Raw genomic sequence first — 19,265 nt, 5'->3', positions numbered from 1 at the left:
GCGATAAAGCGTGCACCAGATCACATATTAAACATATTCGCGCTCGCGCAATTAATTTACGTGTCAATTCATGCCTTTTCATCTTTTTGATATTTAATCGAAAAATCAGGTACTATTTTAAAAATACCGGCTTACACCCCAAAAACGCCCCATTGACATTTATAATAAAAATTTAACAAGCAAAAATGGTTTTTCGATTCGATTTTTAGCAGGCTGATATTTACAAAGTTGATTACTCTCTTTTTTAACAAAAGCAGCAGCGTTGTAATGTTGAAACGAAACCGTAAATTTCGAGTTAAATGTAACAACGCTGAAATGCGTTACGCCTGACGATTTTTAACACACGCCGCGTCGTTTTTTTTCTATTTTTTTTGATAAAAATTAAACTTTGTTTGACTTAATAATCACCAAGTGCCGCTCCCCTTCCAGTTGCGGAACGCGTAATTTTTCAACAGATTCTACGCTAAAATTATTAGGCAGCGAGGCAATCTCATCTTCTGGCAATTGCCCTTTTAAGGCATAAAAACGCCCTTTATCTCCCGGCAGATGACGACACCAGCTCACCATATCGCTTAACGATGCGAAGGCGCGGCTGATAACGCCATCGAATGGAGGTTCAGAGGGATAGGCTTCAACGCGGCTTTGAACCGGCGTAATGTTTTCCAGTTTAAGCTCATGCTGAACCTGACGCAGAAAACGCACCCGCTTGCCCAGACTGTCGAGTAAGGTGAAATGCGCGTCAGGGAGAACGATAGCGAGCGGAATGCCCGGTAAACCCGGTCCCGTCCCTACATCAATAAAACGCTGCCCCTGGAGATATGGCGCAACGACAATGCTGTCGAGGATGTGGCGAACTATCATTTCAGCCGGATCGCGAACGGACGTCAGATTATAGGCCTTATTCCACTTATCCAGCATACCAACATAGGCTACCAGATGGTTTTTCTGGTGATCGGTAAGTGAAATACCTGCTTCATCCAGTAGACGAGAAAGTTTATTGAGCACAGTAGATACCTGTAGTTTTCCTTGCCGAACGAGGGCGTTGCCTTATCCAGGATACATTGTAGGCCCGGTAAGCGCAGCGCCACCGGACCTTATTCGATGAATTAAGCGCTACGACGCAGCATACCTTGTTTTTTGAGCCATACCAGCAGAATGGAGATCGCCGCTGGCGTGACGCCGGATATACGCGATGCCTGGCCGATAGAAGCCGGTTTATGATCATTCAGTTTGGCAATGACTTCGTTCGACAAACCAGAAACCAGACGATAATCCAGCGTGGCAGGCAGCAGCGTATTCTCATTACGTAGCTGTTTTTCAATCTCATCCTGCTGACGAGCGATATACCCTTCGTATTTGACCTGGATTTCCACCTGCTCTGCGGCTTGCTCATCTTCAAGCGCAGGCGCAAATGCGGAAAGCGAAGTGAGCTGCGCGTAGGTCATTTCCGGACGACGCAACAGATCTTCACCGCTGGCCTCACGGGAGAGGGGCGTGGTTAAATGCGCATTCACATCAGCGACGAATTCCGCAGACGGCGTTACCCATGTTGATTTCAGCCGCTGGCGTTCGCGTTCGATATTCTCCAGCTTCTCGTTGAAGCGCGCCCAGCGTTCGTCATCCACCAGACCCAGATCGCGGCCTATTTCAGTCAGGCGCAGATCGGCATTGTCTTCACGCAGCATCAGGCGATATTCCGCACGAGAGGTAAACATGCGGTACGGCTCTTTCGTACCTAATGTACACAGATCATCCACCAGCACGCCGAGATAAGCCTGAGAGCGCGCAGGCGCCCAGCCTTCTTTGTCCGCAGATAAACGCGCGGCATTCAGACCGGCGAGCAAGCCCTGCGCCGCCGCTTCTTCGTAACCGGTAGTACCGTTGATTTGTCCGGCGAAAAACAGCCCCTGGATAAATTTGCTCTCCAGCGTCGGTTTCAGGTCGCGCGGATCAAAGAAATCGTACTCAATCGCGTAACCTGGGCGAACGATCTTCGCGTTCTCCATGCCCTGCATGGAGCGGACAATCTGCATTTGCACGTCAAACGGCAGGCTGGTGGAGATACCGTTAGGGTAAATCTCGTTGGAGGTCAGCCCTTCCGGCTCCAGGAAGATCTGATGCTGGTTACGATCGGAAAAACGCATCACCTTGTCTTCGATCGACGGGCAATAGCGTGGACCGATCCCTTCGATCACGCCAGCATACATTGGGCTGCGATCTAGGTTATTACGGATCACGTCATGGGTTTTCTCATTGGTATGCGTGATGTAACACGGCACCTGTTGCGGATGCTGAGAAGCATTCCCCATGAATGAAAAAACCGGCATTGGGTTATCGCCATGCTGTTGAGCTAACACGCTGAAATCGATAGTGCGCGCATCAATACGCGGCGGCGTACCGGTTTTCAGACGGCTGACGCGCAGCGGCAGTTCACGCAGACGACGAGACAGCGGGATAGACGGCGGATCGCCAGCACGGCCTCCGCTGTAGTTATCCAGACCAATGTGAATTTTGCCATCCAGGAACGTGCCAACCGTAAGCACAACGGCTTTGGCGCGGAATTTGAGGCCCATTTGGGTCACTGCGCCGACTACGCGATCATTCTCGACAATCAGATCTTCAACGGCTTGCTGGAAGAGCATCAGGTTCGGCTGATTCTCCAGAGCAGTGCGCACCGCCTGACGATACAAAACTCGATCCGCTTGGGCGCGAGTGGCGCGAACAGCCGGGCCTTTACTGGCGTTTAGTATCCTAAACTGGATACCTGCCCGATCAATCGCTGCCGCCATCAGACCGCCGAGCGCATCCACCTCTTTTACCAGATGTCCCTTCCCAATACCGCCAATGGCCGGGTTGCAGCTCATCTGTCCCAACGTGTCGATATTGTGTGTCAAAAGCAGAGTCTGTTGACCCATACGCGCTGCGGCCATTGCGGCCTCAGTGCCTGCATGACCCCCGCCAATGATAATGACGTCAAAAGGATCCGGATAAAACATGGTAATTGCCTCGCATAACGCGGTATGAAAATGGATTGAAGCCCGGGCGATGGATTCTACTCAACTTTAGCCTATGGAGAAAGCCCCGGGATCCTGGCTATTAAAAGAAGATCTTTTTATTTAGAGATCTGTTCTATTGTGATCTCTTATTAGGATCGCGACAGGCTGTGGATAACCCAGATCATGTAGTAAAGATCAATAGGTTGGCAAGGATCACTAGCTGTGAATGATCGGTGATCGTGGCCCGTATAAACTGGGATCAAAACAGAGAGTTATGCACAACTCAAAAAGTGAGCAACGGTTATTCTTTGGATAACTACCGGTTGATCCAAGCTTCCTACCATAGTTATCCACAGTTGTTCGCACGATATTTACACTTATTTGAGTAAATTAATCCAGGAATCGAGCCAAATCTCCGCTGGATCTTCCGGAATATCGTGTTCAAGGATGTTGATCTTCAGTGTTTCACCAAGCTGTTTTGCGCCAGCGCCTTTCAGTTCAGCTTCTATTTTCTTAATAGCGCCGCAAAATGTGTCGTATTCACGGCTGCCAATACCAATTGCGCCAAAACGTACTGCGGAAAGATTGGTTTTTTGCGACTGAAGGTCTTTATAGAAAGGGAGCAGGTTGTCCGGAATGTCTCCGGCGCCATGCGTTGAGCTGATTATCAGCCAGCTCCCGGAGGTTGACAGATCCTCTAATCGCGGACCGTGCAGCGTTTCAGTTGAAAAACCGGCAGCTTCCAGCTTTTCCGCCAGATGTTCCGCGACGTATTCGGCGCCGCCCAGAGTGCTGCCGCTGATAAGAGTAATGTCTGCCATGATCGCCCACCTTTATATAGAAGGCGCATTGTACGCTGTGAACGAGCTGGGATCTACCTGTGGAAAAATGTGGGATTAAAAAAGCCGCTCACGGCCTTATAGTACGCATGATCGGGTTCTGCAGGACGATCAGTGTCTCAGTGGACTGAATTTCATCAATTGTTTGGATCTTGTTGATAAGTACATGCTGCAGCGCGTCGATCGATTTGCACATCACTTTTATAAAGATGCTGTAGTGACCAGTGGTGTAATACGCTTCCGTTACCTCATCCAGGCTTTCCAGCCGGGCCAGCGCGGAGGGATAGTCTTTGGCGCTTTTTAGAATGATGCCAATAAAGCAGCCCACATCGTAACCCAGTTGTTTAGGACTGACGTCAATACGGGCGCCAGTAATAATCCCGGCCTGTTTCATTTTTTCTACGCGAACGTGAATGGTTCCGGGGCTAACGCCAAATTGTTTAGCCAGTTCGGCGTAGGCGGTACGGGCATTTTCCATTAAGGCGTCAAGTATGCCGCGGTCCAGATTGTCGATCTGATAATTTTCCATCGCTTTTTCTTATAAAGATTAATGATTATCTCTATTTTAGCCGTTATTTTTAACGAATAAAAATCTATATTACCTTTTTGTTTGTTGTTTATTGAATAGTGACCTCATTTTGTTGCTTAATCATAGGCAACAGGACGCAGGAGTAAAAATAATGAAAACCGCTTACATTGCCAAACAACGCCAAATTAGCTTCGTTAAATCACATTTCTCTCGCCAACTCGAGGAGCGTCTGGGACTGATTGAAGTCCAGGCTCCTATCCTGAGTCGGGTAGGAGATGGCACGCAGGATAATTTGTCCGGCTGTGAAAAAGCGGTACAGGTAAAAGTGAAAACGTTGCCTGACGCCCAGTTCGAAGTCGTGCATTCACTGGCGAAGTGGAAACGTCAAACCCTGGGGCAACATGACTTCAGCGCGGGCGAAGGGCTCTACACGCACATGAAAGCCCTTCGCCCCGATGAAGACCGTCTCTCTCCGCTCCACTCGGTCTATGTTGATCAATGGGACTGGGAGCGTGTCATGGGCGACGGCGAGCGCCAATTCTCCACCCTGAAAAGCACGGTAGAGGCGATCTGGGCGGGAATTAAAGCGACGGAAGCGGAAGTGCATAAACAGTTTGGTCTGGCGCCGTTCCTGCCGGAGAGGATCCACTTTGTTCATAGTCAGGATCTGTTGTCACGCTATCCCGATCTCGATGCCAAAGGTCGTGAACGTGCGATAGTGAAAGCGTTAGGCGCGGTATTTCTGGTTGGGATTGGCGGCACGCTTAGCGATGGCAAACGTCATGACGTTCGCGCGCCGGACTATGACGACTGGAGCTCCGCATCTGAGCTGGGCTACGCCGGTCTGAACGGCGATATCCTGGTGTGGAACCCGGTGCTGGAAGATGCGTTTGAGCTTTCGTCTATGGGGATCCGCGTGGATGCTGATACGCTGATGCGTCAGCTTCAGCTTACCGGTGACGAAGATCGCCTACAGCTTGAGTGGCACCAGGCGCTGTTGCGCGGCGAAATGCCGCAGACCATCGGCGGCGGGATTGGCCAGTCGCGTCTGACCATGTTGCTGCTGCAATTGCCGCATATTGGTCAGGTGCAGTGCGGCGTATGGCCCGCACAGGTTCGGGAAAGCATTCCTGCTATTTTATAATCCGTTAACGCCGCCAGCGTCGTAACAGGCGGCTTCGCATCCCGGTATCAAAGCGCCAGATATGATCGAAAATGCGCATGATGCCGGGTTTGCCGTGTGCGGACATCGCCACCGCGTGGAATCGGTGCTGGTGAAGACGCTGCAACTCTCCCACTTTACTCACCACGTCGTCCGGCAAGCGCTGGGCGATAAAATCCGAAATGACCACCGCATCGGCATCAAACCATTTCCGCCTCTGCATCCGTTCAATGATAGCGCGAAAACAGCTAGCAATATCCGTGCCGCCGCGGAAACGTTGGCTTAGAAAGCGAATAGCCTGTTCAATACCTTCCGGGCCGGAGAGTTCATAACGCACGACCTCGGTGGAAAATAGCATAATAAAACAGCGGCGGTTATCCGCCAGCGCCACGCGCATCAACGCCAGGCAGAACGCTTTTGCGCACTGCTCGTTAAAGCCTCCCATTGAGCCTGAGGTATCGACGCAGACAATAAACGGTCCGCGTGGTTGCTTGTCGACATCCTGATGTACCACCGGACGTTCAGTCACTTTCTCGCGCCATGCTTCGCCATGCAGACGATAGGTGAGGAGCTGTTTTTCCACCAGCCGGCGGTAGAATTCATATTCCAGCTCAGTGATGCCGAGCGTTGCCAGCTCCGGCGGTAACAAGCGCAGAATATCATCGCTTTGTTGAATACCGTCAACCTGCTCCGGCACCGTAGCGGGTTCGCGTACCAATGTACGAAAGGTTTCCATCGGCGCGTCTTTTTTTGGCACCGATTTGGCTTCCCGCGAACGCCCCAGTTGTTCCGCCAGTTGCTTTAGCTCCGGCTGGGCGGCGAGAAATTCGCCATATTTTACGATCAGTTGATAATCACCGCGTTTAAGCTGGCCCGCGCTCATATCCCACAGACGGCCTGCGGCATTATCATTTTCCGCCAGCGTTGGTTCCAGTTGTCCGCTCAGCGTCATCCGTTCCTGAACATCACTCAGCAATTGCTCGCGCTCTTCTTCCAGCAGTTGTTGATTTAACGTGGTGGCCTGCACGACCAGGCTTAACCGCCAGCGTTGCAAAAAAAGCGTATGTAGCGAGGGAGTAAAGGTACTGTTGCTCTCCACCAACTGCTTCGCCTGCGCGGCATACGGTGAATGTAAACGATGAAGCAACGCTAGTATTTGCGGTAGTTGCACGATGAACTGTGGTGTGGAGAGAAGTTGGCTTTGCTGATAGCACATGACTTCTTCCGTGAGTTTCTGCGGAACGCGTGCGTCTTTAAGCCGACTGCGTAGCGCTTCCCGCCAGCGCGGGAGATCGGCGGTAACAGCGTTTTTTAAACGCGGAAATTTTTCAAAGAAAATGACCAGTTGCGGAGAAGCCAGTAGCGCGAGGATCATCTCTTCGACCATTCCCTCTTCGCTGACGGCCAGCATGACGTTTAGCGTATCCAGCGTTAGCATTGTTGCGCCTGGCGGATCTGTTCTCCTACATCCTGCAGGCTGGCCTCAATACGCCCAGGCCAGTCACTGTGAATAAACAGACAATGCTGCTGCTCGCTGAAGCGGGTATGCTGCTGACGCCAGTCGTTTTCTAACGCTTCCAGTTGCTGTTTAATCTCCGCAGGCATACTGTCTTCTGCCGCTTCCGGCAACGCCAGACGGGTGCCTTGTAGACTGATGTCGCGCACCACCAGGTGTTGGGCGTTATCGACTTCCATATTCAGCGTTTGGGCAAAGCCTATCCCGTTCAGTTTGCCGCGGATCTCGCCGCCTTTGGTCAGCCAAAGTTCCAGTGCGCTGCGGTCAAAAGTAATATGGAGCACTTCCATATCATGCAGTTTTAGCGGTTTTTGTAGCAGTAACGTCAACGTCGACGCGCTGGCTTCCGGCGGTAAAGTGTAATGTGGGCGACGACTGAACATACCGCCTTGTTTAATAACGGTGAATGCGGTTTTATCGCTTTGCTGTTGCTGCAACTGGAGGCGGCGCTGGACGATACCGCCAAGACGGGTCAGCATGGCCTGCTGCTGCCAGGCGTGTCCGGTCATCAATATTTCCAGTTGTTGTTGCATGAGATTCAGACTCTGCGCGTCATACCACAAGCAATCTTTTAGCAGGATAAGGTCAATCGGCGCAATCGCGTCGCGTCCGCTAAAGAAGGCGCTGGCCTGTAACAGGCGGATGGCTTTCTTCCAGCGGCGGTCGGAGACATAAGGCGCATTCGGTAAATTATCCAGTTGTTGGCGCAGAGTAAATATCAACTCAAAGACCGGATCGGGAAGCGAAATAGCGCCGATATCTTTTTGCCACTGCTGGTATTCTTCGTCGCTGACCTGTAACGAGGCGGGTACCGGGTTATCGCTCTCATCCTGCTGGCTAACCAGCATGGAGCGGAAATTGGCTTTATCCTGAACTTTATCCAGCCACAGGCGAATCAGCATCCGGTCGTACAACGCTTCCAGGCTGCTGTCCGCTTCGGGCAGTTCGTTAGAGGCAGCTACCAGCAACCGCATCGGGATTTTTTCTTCAAAGGCGCCGTTGCGGAAGTGGCGTTCGTTAATGGCGGTCAGCAATGTGTTCAGGATAGCGGGGCCCGCCTTCCAGATTTCATCAAGAAAAACGATTTCGGCTTCGGGAAGATAGCCGGTCGTTAAGCGCTCATAACGGCCTTCATCTTTCAGCGCCTGAATAGAAAGCGGGCCAAAAACCTCTTCCGGCGTGGAAAAGCGTGTCATCAGATATTCAAAAGCGCGGGCGCGCTGGAAAGCAAACTTCAGGCGGCGGGCAATCAGACTCTTGGCGATACCGGGCGGGCCCAGCAAAAAGACGCTTTCACCGCTTAACGCCGCCAGTAGACAAAGGCGTATGGCGTGGCTACGTTCATACAGTCCCTTCTCAAGGGCGCTGCTCAGACGGGAAATTCTTTCCGCTAATAAATGTGGGTGAGCCATAATAAAGAGGCGTCCTTTCGTCAAATGGATCATGCTAATTGCGAGTATAGACGTTTCACCACCTGGGCTGTAATCGTCTGAAGCGCTGTTTATTTTTCTTTGAGCCAGGTTAATCTGGCTTCATTTAGGGGTACGCTTTTATGATTAATCGTGCATACTGTGCGCTTTTTTGTGGGCCAAGGGACTAAGCACACGCATTTCATATCTATACACTAATTCATTCAAACTACATCAAGGCGGCAAAGGAGTGAATCCCCCAGCGCTCACATTAATAAGCGACTGGAGTAAGCGAGTGCAGCCGACAAGGAGGTAGCGTGAAGGATGAGGTGTATAAACGAAAGATGAGTCTATGAGCACTGATAATAAGCAATCGTTGCCTGCGATTACCCTCGCAGCTATTGGGGTTGTCTACGGTGATATTGGTACCAGCCCACTTTATACACTTCGTGAATGTTTGTCCGGTCAGTTTGGTTTTGGCGTTGAACGAGATGCCGTGTTTGGTTTTCTGTCGCTGATCTTCTGGCTACTCATCTTTGTGGTTTCCATCAAATATCTCACCTTCGTGATGCGCGCCGATAACGCGGGTGAAGGCGGGATTTTGACGCTGATGTCGCTTGCCGGACGTAATACCTCGGCGCGTACCACATCCATGTTAGTTATCATGGGACTGATAGGCGGCAGCTTTTTCTATGGCGAAGTGGTGATAACGCCGGCGATTTCGGTGATGTCGGCTATTGAAGGTCTGGAGATTGTCGCGCCGCAGTTGGATACCTGGATTGTTCCGCTCTCCATTGTTGTACTGACTCTGTTGTTTATGATTCAGAAACACGGTACGGGAATGGTTGGGAAACTCTTCGCGCCTATCATGCTGACCTGGTTTTTAATCCTGGCGGTACTGGGCCTGCGCAGTATTATTGCCAATCCTGAAGTGTTACATGCGCTGAATCCTGTCTGGGCGGTACGTTTTTTCCTCGAATACAAAACGGTGTCGTTTATCGCCCTGGGCGCGGTCGTGCTGTCGATTACCGGCGTAGAGGCGCTGTACGCCGATATGGGACACTTCGGTAAATTCCCGATTCGTCTGGCGTGGTTTACCGTGGTTTTGCCGTCGTTAGTACTGAACTACTTTGGTCAGGGCGCGTTGCTATTAAAGCATCCGGAAGCGATTAAAAACCCCTTCTTCCTGCTGGCGCCGGACTGGGCGCTGATTCCTCTGTTGATTCTGGCTGCGCTGGCAACGGTTATCGCTTCCCAGGCGGTGATCTCCGGCGTCTTTTCGCTGACGCGACAGGCCGTGCGTCTTGGCTATTTGTCGCCGATGCGCATTATTCATACCTCTGAGATGGAATCTGGCCAGATCTATATTCCTTTCGTCAACTGGCTGCTTTATTTCGCAGTCGTGGTTGTCATTGTCAGCTTCGAGCACTCCAGCAACCTGGCGGCGGCCTATGGTATCGCCGTGACCGGTACGATGGTGCTGACGTCCATTCTCTCAACGACCGTGGCGCGTAAGAACTGGCACTGGAATAAATACCTTGTCGCGCTGATTCTGGTGGCGTTCCTGTGTGTGGATATCCCGCTGTTCTCGGCTAACCTCGATAAATTGTTATCTGGTGGTTGGCTGCCGCTGAGTCTGGGCCTGATCATGTTCACGATCATGACCACCTGGAAGAGCGAGCGTTTTCGTCTGTTACGCCGGATGCATGAACACGGTAATTCGCTGGAAGCGATGATAGCCTCACTAGAGAAGTCACCGCCGGTTCGGGTGCCGGGTACCGCCGTATACATGTCACGCGCGCTCAATGTGATCCCCTTTGCTTTACTGCATAATCTGAAGCACAACAAAGTGTTGCATGAACGCGTAATCTTACTAACGTTGCGTACGGAAGATGCGCCTTATGTGCATAACGTTCGCCGGGTGCAGATTGAGCAGTTGTCTCCGACATTCTGGCGCGTGGTGGCCAGCTACGGCTGGCGCGAAACGCCAAACGTAGAAGAGGTGTTCCACCGCTGCGGTCTGGAAGGGCTTAGCTGCCGGATGATGGAAACGTCATTCTTTATGTCGCACGAGTCGTTGATTGTCGGCAAACGTCCGTGGTATTTGCGTCTGCGCGGTAAACTGTATTTATTGTTGCAACGCAACGCCCTGCGCGCGCCGGATCAGTTCGAGATCCCGCCTAACCGCGTGATTGAGTTAGGAACGCAGGTCGAGATTTAATCCCTTATCAACATGCCGGGGGCCGCGTTGGCTTACCCGGCCTATTCAACCTGTAGGTCCCATAAGATAATCGCCATCGGGTTATTATTTTCACACCATTCCCGTTAGCGAAACGTTTCGACGGCGATCACAATTCTGTTACGCCATGATGGTTTTATAAACACATCCGGGGTTACACTGCGGCCAGCGAAACGTTTCGCTAGTGGAGCAGAAAAATGAAAAAAGGCACCGTACTCAACTCTGATATCTCGTCGGTCATTTCCCGTCTGGGGCATACTGATACTCTGGTGGTTTGTGATGCGGGTTTACCCATCCCGAATAGCGCCGCGCGTATTGATATGGCATTAACCCAGGGCGTACCTTCTTTTATGCAGGTGGTAGATGTCGTGACCCGGGAAATGCAGGTTGAGGCGGCGATTCTTGCAACGGAAATCAAACAACATAATCCGCAGCTCCACGAAACGTTGCTCACTCACCTTGAGCAACTGCAGCAACACCAGGGAAACACCATAAAAATTAGTTATACGATACACGAACAATTCAAAAAATTAACCGCAAACAGTCAGGCGGTGATTCGCAGCGGGGAGTGTTCCCCGTATGCGAACGTCATTCTTTGCGCTGGCGTCACTTTCTGAGGCCGTTATGGACGCATTACTGCAACTCAAAGGGATCGATAAAGCGTTCCCCGGCGTGAAGGCCCTCTCCGGCGCCGCGTTAAACGTTTATCCTGGCCGCATAATGGCGCTGGTGGGCGAAAACGGCGCCGGAAAATCCACCATGATGAAAGTGTTAACCGGCATCTATACGCGAGATGCGGGATCTTTATTATGGCTGGGTAAAGAGACTACTTTTAATGGGCCTAAATCGTCCCAGGAAGCCGGAATCGGCATTATCCACCAGGAACTGAACCTGATCCCGCAGTTGACCATTGCGGAAAATATCTTCCTGGGCCGTGAGTTTGTGAATCGCTTTGGCAAAATCGACTGGAAAAAGATGTACGCCGAAGCCGACGTGCTGCTGGCAAAGCTGAATCTGCGCTTTAAGAGCGACCGTCTGGTGGGCGACCTGTCGATTGGCGACCAGCAAATGGTGGAAATCGCCAAGGTGCTGAGCTTCGAATCCAAAGTCATCATTATGGATGAACCGACTGATGCGCTGACCGATACTGAAACCGAATCCCTGTTTCGCGTTATCCGCGAGCTGAAATCGCAGGGGCGCGGCATTGTCTATATCTCTCACCGTATGAAAGAGATTTTCGAGATTTGCGATGACGTGACGGTCTTCCGTGACGGGCAGTTTATCGCCGAGCGTGAAGTGGCGACGTTGACCGAAGATTCTCTTATCGAAATGATGGTGGGACGTAAGCTGGAAGATCAGTATCCGCATCTGGATAACGCGCCGGGTGAGATTCGACTGAAAGTCGATAACCTGTGCGGGCCGGGCGTAAATGATGTCTCCTTTGTGCTGCGAAAAGGCGAGATTCTTGGCGTTTCTGGCCTGATGGGGGCCGGGCGTACCGAACTTATGAAAGTATTGTACGGCGCGATGCCGCGAATTAGCGGCTACGTGACGCTCGATGGGCATGAAGTGGTGACGCGTTCTCCGCAAGATGGGCTGGCCAATGGCATCGTCTATATCTCTGAAGACCGTAAGCGCGATGGACTGGTGCTCGGCATGTCAGTTAAAGAGAATATGTCGTTGACTGCGTTGCGCTATTTCAGCCGCGCTGGCGGAAGCCTGAAACATAAAGATGAGCAGCAGGCGGTGGGGGATTTTATCCGTCTGTTCAACGTCAAAACGCCGTCAATGGAACAGGCGATAGGTCTGCTTTCCGGCGGTAATCAGCAAAAAGTGGCGATAGCCCGCGGGTTGATGACGCGCCCGAAAGTGCTCATTCTCGACGAGCCGACCCGCGGCGTGGACGTCGGCGCCAAGAAAGAGATTTATCAGCTTATCAACCAGTTTAAGGCCGACGGCCTGAGCATCATTCTGGTCTCATCTGAGATGCCAGAAGTATTAGGCATGAGCGATCGCATTATCGTCATGCATGAAGGGCATCTCAGCGGTGAATTTACTCGCGAGCAGGCCACCCAGGAAATATTAATGGCTGCCGCAGTGGGCAAGCTTAATCGCGTGAATCAGGAGTAAAAAAGATGACAACTCAGGCTGTTTCTGGTCGTCGTTATTTCACTAAAGCGTGGCTGATGGAGCAGAAGTCGCTCATTGCCCTGCTGGTGTTGATTGCGATTGTTTCGACGTTGAGCCCCAACTTTTTTACCGTTAATAATCTGTTCAATATTCTTCAACAGACCTCCGTCAACGCCATTATGGCGGTGGGGATGACGTTGGTGATTCTGACATCGGGGATCGATCTGTCCGTCGGTTCCCTGCTGGCGCTCACCGGCGCGGTTGCCGCTTCAATCGTCGGCGTTGAAGTGAATGCGCTGGTCGCGGTTGCCGCCGCGCTGGCGCTGGGTGCTGCGATTGGCGCCGTCACTGGCGTTATCGTCGCGAAAGGCCGCGTACAGGCGTTTATCGCTACGCTGGTGATGATGCTGCTACTGCGCGGCGTGACGATGGTTTACACCGACGGTAGTCCGGTTAACACCGGCTTTACCGATAACGCCGACCTGTTTGGCTGGTTCGGTATAGGCCGTCCGCTGGGCGTTCCTACACCGGTTTGGATCATGGCTATCGTCTTTATCGCCGCCTGGTATATGCTGCATCACACCCGCCTGGGACGCTATATCTACGCGCTGGGCGGTAACGAAGCGGCGACGCGTCTGTCTGGTATTAGCGTGAGTAAAGTGAAAATTATTGTCTATTCACTTTGCGGACTGACAGCGTCGTTGGCGGGCATCATTGAAGTGGCGCGCCTCTCTTCCGCGCAGCCAACGGCGGGTACCGGCTATGAGTTGGATGCTATCGCCGCTGTGGTACTGGGCGGCACCAGTCTTGCAGGCGGCAAAGGACGCATTGTTGGGACATTGATCGGCGCATTAATTCTTGGTTTCCTTAATAATGGTTTGAATTTGTTAGGTGTTTCCTCCTATTACCAGATGATCGTCAAAGCGGTGGTGATTTTGCTGGCGGTACTGGTAGACAACAAAAAGCAGTAATAACGACTACAGGACATCTTAAATATGAACATGAAAAAACTGGCTACCCTGGTTTCTGCTGTTGCGCTGAGCGCCACCGTGAGCGCGAATGCAATGGCGAAAGATACCATTGCGCTGGTGATCTCTACCCTCAATAATCCCTTCTTCGTTTCATTAAAAGACGGGGCGCAAAAAGAGGCGGATAAACTGGGCTATAACCTGGTGGTGTTGGACTCCCAGAACAACCCAGCCAAAGAGTTGGCGAACGTTCAGGATTTAACCGTCCGCGGGACTAAAATTCTGCTGATCAACCCAACTGACTCCGATGCGGTGGGTAACGCCGTGAAGATGGCGAACCAGGCGAAGATTCCGGTTATCACGCTTGACCGCCAGGCAACTAAAGGCAATGTCGTGAGCCATATTGCGTCTGATAACGTGCTGGGTGGCAAAATCGCTGGCGACTATATCGCGAAGAAAGCTGGCGAAGGCGCGAAAGTTATTGAATTGCAAGGTATTGCTGGAACATCTGCGGCGCGTGAGCGCGGCGAAGGTTTTCAGCAGGCGGTAGCCGCGCACAAATTTAATGTCCTGGCCAGCCAGCCTGCGGATTTCGACCGTACTAAGGGGCTGAACGTCATGCAGAACCTGCTGACCGCGCATCCGGATGTTCAGGCTGTCTTCGCCCAGAATGATGAAATGGCGCTGGGCGCGCTGCGTGCACTGCAAACTGCCGGTAAAGCAGATGTGATGGTGGTTGGATTTGACGGCACGCCGGATGGCGAAAAGGCCGTAAAAGATGGCAAACTGGCAGCGACTATCGCTCAGTTACCGGATCAAATCGGCGCCAAAGGCGTTGAAGTTGCGGATAAGGTGCTGAAAAGCGAAAAAGTTCAGGCCAAATATCCGGTTGACCTGAAGCTGGTCATCAAGCAGTAATAAACGACACGGGTCAACTATGGCCTGATGGCGACATAAATACGCGAGCCTCCGCTGAGGTGAACGTAAAAAAGAAAAGCAGGGCACGCGCCACCCTAACCGGTGGCGCACTTTGACTTGGAACCCCGAATATGAAAACCGCAGGTAATCTCATCGTCCTTGGCAGCATTAATGCCGATCATATCCTTAATCTTGAGTCCTTCCCTACCCCGGGTGAAACGGTAACCGGTAGCCATTATCAGGTCGCGTTTGGCGGGAAAGGCGCGAATCAGGCGGTTGCTGCGGGACGTAGCGGGGCAAATATTGCGTTTATCGCCTGCACGGGCGATGACGATATTGGCGACAGTATTCGTAAACAATTAGTCAGCGATCGTATTGATATCGAGCCAGTTAGCGTCATTAAAGGCGAGTCTACCGGGGTGGCGCTGATTTTCGTTAATGGCGAAGGCGAAAACGTCATCGGTATTCATGCCGGGGCGAATGCCGCGTTATCGCCGGCGTTGGTTGATGCGCAACGTGAACGTATCGCGCAGGCGGATGCGTTACTGATGCAACTGGAATCGCCGCTGGAAAGCGTACTGGCTGCGGCGAGAATCGCACATCAAAATCATACTACTGTTGCGCTTAACCCGGCGCCTGCCCGCGAGCTACCGGACGAACTGCTGGCGCTGGTGGACATCATCACGCCAAATGAAACGGAAGCTGAAAAGCTGACGGGCGTGCGTGTGGAAAATGATGACGATGCCGCGAAGGCTGCGCAGGTTTTACATGTTAAGGGCATTCGAACCGTATTAATTACGTTAGGAAGCCGTGGCGTCTGGGCCAGCGTAAACGGCGAGGGTCGCCGCGTTCCTGGATTTAAAGTCGAGGCTGTCGATACCATTGCCGCCGGAGATACGTTTAACGGTGCCTTTATTACCGCGATACTGGAGGCGATGCCGCTACCTGAGGCGATTCGTTTTGCCCATGCCGCCGCTGCGATTGCCGTGACGCGTAAAGGCGCGCAACCTTCTGTTCCGTGGCGCGAAGAGATAGAAGCGTTTTTACGTCAGCAGGGGTAACGCTTGGCTACTATGAAGGATGTTGCCCGCCTGGCGGGAGTCTCTACATCGACGGTCTCTCACGTTATTAACAAAGATCGCTTTGTGAGTGAGGCGATTACTGAAAAAGTTGAAGCGGCGATTAAATCGCTTAACTATGCGCCCTCTGCGCTGGCGCGAAGCCTCAAGTTAAACCAGACCCGCACGATTGGTATGCTGATTACCGCCAGTACCAACCCTTTTTATTCCGAACTGGTGCGCGGCGTTGAGCGAAGCTGTTTTGAGCGCGGCTATAGTCTGGTGCTGTGCAATACCGAAGGCGACGAGCAGCGGATGAACCGCAACCTTGAAACGCTGATGCAAAAACGGGTCGATGGATTACTGCTGCTTTGCACCGAAACGCACCAGCCTTCCCGTGAAATTATGCAGCGTTATCCGTCTATTCCTACCGTCATGATGGACTGGTCGCCGTTTGATGGCGAGGGCGATAGCGATCTCATTCAGGATAATTCGTTGTTAGGCGGCGATCTGGCGACGCAACACCTTATCGATAAAGGATTTACCCGAATAGCCTGTATTACCGGCCCGCTGGACAAAACGCCCGCGCGTTTGCGGCTGGAAGGATATCGGGCGGCGATGAAACGAGCAAGGCTGGCTATTCCGAAAGGCTATGAGATCACCGGCGATTTTGAATTTGGCGGCGGTTTTGACGCCATGCAAGCGTTACTTACCCATCCACAGCGACCGCAAGCGGTTTTTACCGGAAACGATGCGATGGCTGTCGGCGCATATCAGGCGTTATATCAGGCGGGGCTTCGTATCCCGCAGGATATGGCGGTAATTGGCTATGATGATATTGAGCTGGCGCGCTATATGACGCCGCCGCTAACGACTATCCATCAACCGAAAGATGAATTGGGCGAGCTGGCTATTGATGTGTTGATTCATCGGATGGCGCAGCCCGCCTTGCAACAACAGCGACTTCAGCTTACTCCGGTTTTGACGGTGCGTGGGTCGGTTTAGATTTATGCCGTTCTTTAATTAGATTATTGCCGTCTTTAGCTCTTAGCAGCATGAACATCAGAGAGGACACGATAGTGATCGCCCCCATCGTGATAAAGGTATAGTGGAACTGTTCCACAGTACTAGTTCCTGTAAAACCTTCATAGATACGTAACACCGCCGCGCTGATCGCCACGCCTAAACTGATAGACAATTGTTGCGTGACGGCCAGCACGCTATTGCCGCTGCTGGCATTATCGTCCGTCAGATCCGCAAGGGTAATTGTATTCATTGCCGTAAATTGAGTTGACATCGCCATGCCAAGAATGAATAGCGGCAGTACGAGCATCCAGATCGGCATGGCGGGAGATTGAAACGAAAACTGGGCAATCATCAGACCGATAAATACCGTAATGCCGACCAGAGTCTTCCGGTATCCCAAACGTCGTAAAACCTGCGTTACGGTCGATTTCGCGATAATAGAACCCAACGCCGTCGGCGCCATCATGCAGCCGGCAATCAGAGCCGGGTAGCCAAAACCAACCTGTAGCATTAACGGCATCAAAAAAGGTACGCAGCCTGTGCCCAGACGCGTAGCGAGGTTGCCGGCAATACCGACGGAAAATGTGCGTGTCTTAAACAGCGATAGTGATATTAACGGTGTCGGATGATGGCGGGCGTGGCGGATATAGGCCAATAGTAGAACAATACTGCAAAAAATAATGGCGGATGCGATCCATGTCGCCACAATTTTCTCGCCAAACAGTTCCATTCCGCTGGAAAACATTACCAGACTTAGCCCAAAGAGAAAGAAGCCGGTCATGTCAAACTTGCGACGCGGCGTGGTGAAGTTAGGCATATATTTGCGGGCATACAGAATACCTGCAACGCCAATCGGAATATTAATCAGGAAGATCCAGTGCCAGCTTGCCCAGGTCACCAGTACGCCGCCTAACACCGGCCCCAAAATAGGACCTACCAGCCCCGGCATAGTGACAAAGTTAAGGACGGGCAGTAACTCACTACGTGGATAGGCCCGCAATAACGCCAGTCGCGCTACCGGCATCATCATCGCCCCGCCGACGCCTTGCACGACGCGAAAAATAACCAATTCAGATAGTGAACTAGAGAGCGCGCAGGCCAGCGAGCCTAACGTAAACAAACTCACGGCAACCATAAAGACGCGACGCGTACCGAAGCGATCGGCCAGCCAGCCGCTTACCGGAATTAACATAGCTACTGTCAGGGTATAACTGATAATAGCGGACTGCATAGCGAGTGGCGAACGGTTGAGGCTATGCGCAATAGCCGGTAAAGCGGTATTCAAAATGGTGGCGTCTAGCGCCTGCATAAAGAAGGCCATTGCCGCTATCCACGGCAGGCCAGCCATACTGCGCGCTTTTTTGCTGGTCATTCAATATCCTGTTAATTATCTGGTCTCTCATTGGGCGCTATCAACAGCGCTTGGCAGGCCTGGAAAGCTCGTTCGCCGTCGCCATCAGCGATGGCATCAACAATAGCCTGGTGCAAATCCAGCTTTACCACTTCGTTATAGGTTATTGAGGTAAAGTAAGTGCGATAAACCGAATGAAATAGCGTAGCAAAAGAGATCAAAAAGGGATTGGCGCTCATTTCGTAGATATGCCCATGCCATGCCATATCTACTTCAATCCAGCGTTCACGCTTAAAATGCTTTTTCAGAGCAACCATCTCTTCCATTAAGGTATTCAGCTGCGCTTTTTGCTCCGGCGTGCCGATAGTCGCCGCCAGCCGACAGGCTTGCGGTTCCAGACTGATTCGCATCACCAGGAAATGGTCCACTACCTGATGGAAGTTTTCTTCCGTCATCCACCAGGTCAGCAGCTCTTGATCCAGGAAGTTCCAGTTACCTTGCGGCATCACCCGCGTTCCAATGCGCGGACGGGGTAGCACCATACCTTTAGCCGTCAACGTTTTCACCGCTTCGCGAATTGCCGTCCGACTTACGCCGTACCGCTCGCCCAGTTCTATTTCGCCGGGAAGAATCGTACCGGGGGCATAGTCACCCTTTAATATCCGCTGCGCCAGCTTTTCAGCCAGAACATAGGATAGATTTTTCTGTGCGGCTAATTGTTGTGCGCTTAAAGGCATGAATGTTCTTCCTTTCTCTTTCGTTTGATCATTAGTATGCCACCAGGAAGTATGATTGCGGTGGTAATAACGGCAATTTGCTTATTTTATGGCACGTTAAGCCCGTCATTGGTGAAAAAAGAGACACTCAGAAAATTATTTTAAATTTCCTCTTGTCAGGCCCAAATAACTCCCTATAATGCGCCACCACTGACACGGAACAACGGCACACAGGCCGCCGGGTCAGCGGGGTTCAGACCAGAACCTCACGGAGAAAAGCAAAAATAAACGCTTGACTCTGAAGCGGGAAAGCGTAATATGCACACCCCGCGCCGCTGAGAAAAGCGAAGCGGCACTGCTCTTTAACAATTTATCAGACAATCTGTGTGGGCACTCGAAGATACGGAT

The 19,265-nt window shown here is 51.9% G+C and carries 16 protein-coding genes; 8 read left to right on the top strand and 8 right to left on the bottom strand.

Going from position 1 to position 19,265, the window contains the following annotated elements:
* Nucleotides 1-381: 381 nt before the first annotated feature.
* From rsmG to asnC, 4 genes are all read right to left on the bottom strand, one after another.
* The gene (gene rsmG / locus F4V61_RS20455; RefSeq protein WP_000932847.1) at nucleotides 382-1,005 is read right to left on the bottom strand and encodes a 16S rRNA (guanine(527)-N(7))-methyltransferase RsmG; all 624 of its coding nucleotides are present in this window, start codon (nucleotides 1,003-1,005) and stop codon (nucleotides 382-384) included.
* Nucleotides 1,006-1,106: 101 nt separating this feature from the next.
* Nucleotides 1,107-2,996 carry a tRNA uridine-5-carboxymethylaminomethyl(34) synthesis enzyme MnmG gene (mnmG, locus tag F4V61_RS20450; RefSeq protein WP_038397348.1) on the bottom strand — a complete coding sequence of 630 codons (1,890 nt, stop codon included), beginning with the start codon at nucleotides 2,994-2,996 and terminating at the stop codon, nucleotides 1,107-1,109.
* 377 nt (nucleotides 2,997-3,373) lie between these two features.
* Nucleotides 3,374-3,817 (bottom strand): FMN-binding protein MioC, encoded by a 444-nt coding sequence (gene mioC / locus F4V61_RS20445; RefSeq protein ID WP_000763719.1) that lies wholly within the window; start codon nucleotides 3,815-3,817, stop codon nucleotides 3,374-3,376.
* A gap of 88 nt (nucleotides 3,818-3,905) precedes the next feature.
* Nucleotides 3,906-4,364 carry a transcriptional regulator AsnC gene (gene asnC / locus F4V61_RS20440; protein WP_000433017.1) on the bottom strand — a complete coding sequence of 153 codons (459 nt, stop codon included), beginning with the start codon at nucleotides 4,362-4,364 and terminating at the stop codon, nucleotides 3,906-3,908.
* A gap of 151 nt (nucleotides 4,365-4,515) precedes the next feature.
* Between asnC and asnA the strand changes: the two genes are divergently transcribed.
* The gene (gene asnA / locus F4V61_RS20435; protein WP_080161287.1) at nucleotides 4,516-5,508 is read left to right on the top strand and encodes an aspartate--ammonia ligase; all 993 of its coding nucleotides are present in this window, start codon (nucleotides 4,516-4,518) and stop codon (nucleotides 5,506-5,508) included.
* Between the two features lie 4 nt (nucleotides 5,509-5,512).
* On the opposite strand, the gene viaA is transcribed toward asnA, so the two are convergent.
* The gene (gene viaA, locus F4V61_RS20430; protein ID WP_000956663.1) at nucleotides 5,513-6,964 is read right to left on the bottom strand and encodes an ATPase RavA stimulator ViaA; all 1,452 of its coding nucleotides are present in this window, start codon (nucleotides 6,962-6,964) and stop codon (nucleotides 5,513-5,515) included.
* Nucleotides 6,958-8,454, bottom strand: coding sequence for an ATPase RavA (gene ravA / locus F4V61_RS20425; protein ID WP_038397886.1), 1,497 nt, complete (start codon nucleotides 8,452-8,454; stop codon nucleotides 6,958-6,960). Before ravA ends, viaA begins: the two co-directional genes overlap by 7 nt.
* Before the next feature lie 349 nt (nucleotides 8,455-8,803).
* Here ravA and kup point away from each other — a divergent pair, with 349 nt between their 5' ends.
* The 7 genes from kup to rbsR all read left to right on the top strand — a co-directional run bounded on the left by kup (nucleotide 8,804) and on the right by rbsR (nucleotide 16,769).
* A complete protein-coding gene (gene kup, locus F4V61_RS20420) occupies nucleotides 8,804-10,672 on the top strand; it encodes a low affinity potassium transporter Kup (protein ID WP_038397347.1) in 1,869 nt (622 codons plus the stop codon).
* 215 nt (nucleotides 10,673-10,887) lie between these two features.
* On the top strand, nucleotides 10,888-11,307 hold the full coding sequence (gene rbsD, locus F4V61_RS20415) for a D-ribose pyranase (RefSeq protein ID WP_038397346.1): 420 nt from the start codon (nucleotides 10,888-10,890) through the stop codon (nucleotides 11,305-11,307).
* 7 nt (nucleotides 11,308-11,314) lie between these two features.
* The gene (rbsA, locus tag F4V61_RS20410) at nucleotides 11,315-12,820 is read left to right on the top strand and encodes a ribose ABC transporter ATP-binding protein RbsA (protein WP_058819460.1); all 1,506 of its coding nucleotides are present in this window, start codon (nucleotides 11,315-11,317) and stop codon (nucleotides 12,818-12,820) included.
* A 5-nt stretch (nucleotides 12,821-12,825) separates the two neighbouring features.
* The gene (rbsC, locus tag F4V61_RS20405; RefSeq protein WP_079776435.1) at nucleotides 12,826-13,791 is read left to right on the top strand and encodes a ribose ABC transporter permease; all 966 of its coding nucleotides are present in this window, start codon (nucleotides 12,826-12,828) and stop codon (nucleotides 13,789-13,791) included.
* Between the two features lie 24 nt (nucleotides 13,792-13,815).
* Nucleotides 13,816-14,706 carry a ribose ABC transporter substrate-binding protein RbsB gene (gene rbsB / locus F4V61_RS20400; RefSeq protein ID WP_001056266.1) on the top strand — a complete coding sequence of 297 codons (891 nt, stop codon included), beginning with the start codon at nucleotides 13,816-13,818 and terminating at the stop codon, nucleotides 14,704-14,706.
* Between the two features lie 131 nt (nucleotides 14,707-14,837).
* Nucleotides 14,838-15,767: a ribokinase gene (gene rbsK, locus F4V61_RS20395; protein ID WP_000844734.1), complete on the top strand. Its 930-nt coding sequence runs from the start codon at nucleotides 14,838-14,840 to the stop codon at nucleotides 15,765-15,767.
* Nucleotides 15,768-15,770: 3 nt separating this feature from the next.
* Nucleotides 15,771-16,769: a ribose operon transcriptional repressor RbsR gene (gene rbsR, locus F4V61_RS20390; RefSeq protein ID WP_024132077.1), complete on the top strand. Its 999-nt coding sequence runs from the start codon at nucleotides 15,771-15,773 to the stop codon at nucleotides 16,767-16,769.
* On the opposite strand, the gene mdtD is transcribed toward rbsR, so the two are convergent.
* Both mdtD and F4V61_RS20380 read right to left on the bottom strand, forming a co-directional pair.
* Nucleotides 16,735-18,162, bottom strand: coding sequence for a multidrug transporter subunit MdtD (mdtD, locus tag F4V61_RS20385; RefSeq protein WP_000202075.1), 1,428 nt, complete (start codon nucleotides 18,160-18,162; stop codon nucleotides 16,735-16,737). The genes rbsR and mdtD overlap by 35 nt on opposite strands.
* 11 nt (nucleotides 18,163-18,173) lie before the next feature.
* Nucleotides 18,174-18,878, bottom strand: coding sequence for a FadR/GntR family transcriptional regulator (locus tag F4V61_RS20380; RefSeq protein ID WP_001131149.1), 705 nt, complete (start codon nucleotides 18,876-18,878; stop codon nucleotides 18,174-18,176).
* Between the last annotated feature and the right edge of the window lie 387 nt (nucleotides 18,879-19,265).

The sequence above is a fragment of the Salmonella enterica subsp. arizonae genome (assembly GCF_008692845.1).
Taxonomy (GTDB): domain Bacteria; phylum Pseudomonadota; class Gammaproteobacteria; order Enterobacterales; family Enterobacteriaceae; genus Salmonella; species Salmonella arizonae.
The sequence above is the reverse complement of the archived record's forward strand: the minus strand, read 5'-3'. Positions and strand labels throughout refer to the sequence as shown.

Excerpts from the sequence above, each read along its gene's own strand:
- mnmG (WP_038397348.1), bottom strand. The coding sequence starts at position 2,996 with ATGTTTTATCCGGATCCTTTTGACGTCATTATCATTGGCGGGGGTCAT.
- mioC (WP_000763719.1), bottom strand. The coding sequence starts at position 3,817 with ATGGCAGACATTACTCTTATCAGCGGCAGCACTCTGGGCGGCGCCGAA.
- asnC (WP_000433017.1), bottom strand. The coding sequence starts at position 4,364 with ATGGAAAATTATCAGATCGACAATCTGGACCGCGGCATACTTGACGCC.
- asnA (WP_080161287.1), top strand. The coding sequence starts at position 4,516 with ATGAAAACCGCTTACATTGCCAAACAACGCCAAATTAGCTTCGTTAAA.
- viaA (WP_000956663.1), bottom strand. The coding sequence starts at position 6,964 with ATGCTAACGCTGGATACGCTAAACGTCATGCTGGCCGTCAGCGAAGAG.
- ravA (WP_038397886.1), bottom strand. The coding sequence starts at position 8,454 with ATGGCTCACCCACATTTATTAGCGGAAAGAATTTCCCGTCTGAGCAGC.
- kup (WP_038397347.1), top strand. The coding sequence starts at position 8,804 with ATGAGCACTGATAATAAGCAATCGTTGCCTGCGATTACCCTCGCAGCT.
- rbsD (WP_038397346.1), top strand. The coding sequence starts at position 10,888 with ATGAAAAAAGGCACCGTACTCAACTCTGATATCTCGTCGGTCATTTCC.
- rbsA (WP_058819460.1), top strand. The coding sequence starts at position 11,315 with ATGGACGCATTACTGCAACTCAAAGGGATCGATAAAGCGTTCCCCGGC.
- rbsC (WP_079776435.1), top strand. The coding sequence starts at position 12,826 with ATGACAACTCAGGCTGTTTCTGGTCGTCGTTATTTCACTAAAGCGTGG.
- rbsB (WP_001056266.1), top strand. The coding sequence starts at position 13,816 with ATGAACATGAAAAAACTGGCTACCCTGGTTTCTGCTGTTGCGCTGAGC.
- rbsK (WP_000844734.1), top strand. The coding sequence starts at position 14,838 with ATGAAAACCGCAGGTAATCTCATCGTCCTTGGCAGCATTAATGCCGAT.
- mdtD (WP_000202075.1), bottom strand. The coding sequence starts at position 18,162 with ATGACCAGCAAAAAAGCGCGCAGTATGGCTGGCCTGCCGTGGATAGCG.
- F4V61_RS20380 (WP_001131149.1), bottom strand. The coding sequence starts at position 18,878 with ATGCCTTTAAGCGCACAACAATTAGCCGCACAGAAAAATCTATCCTAT.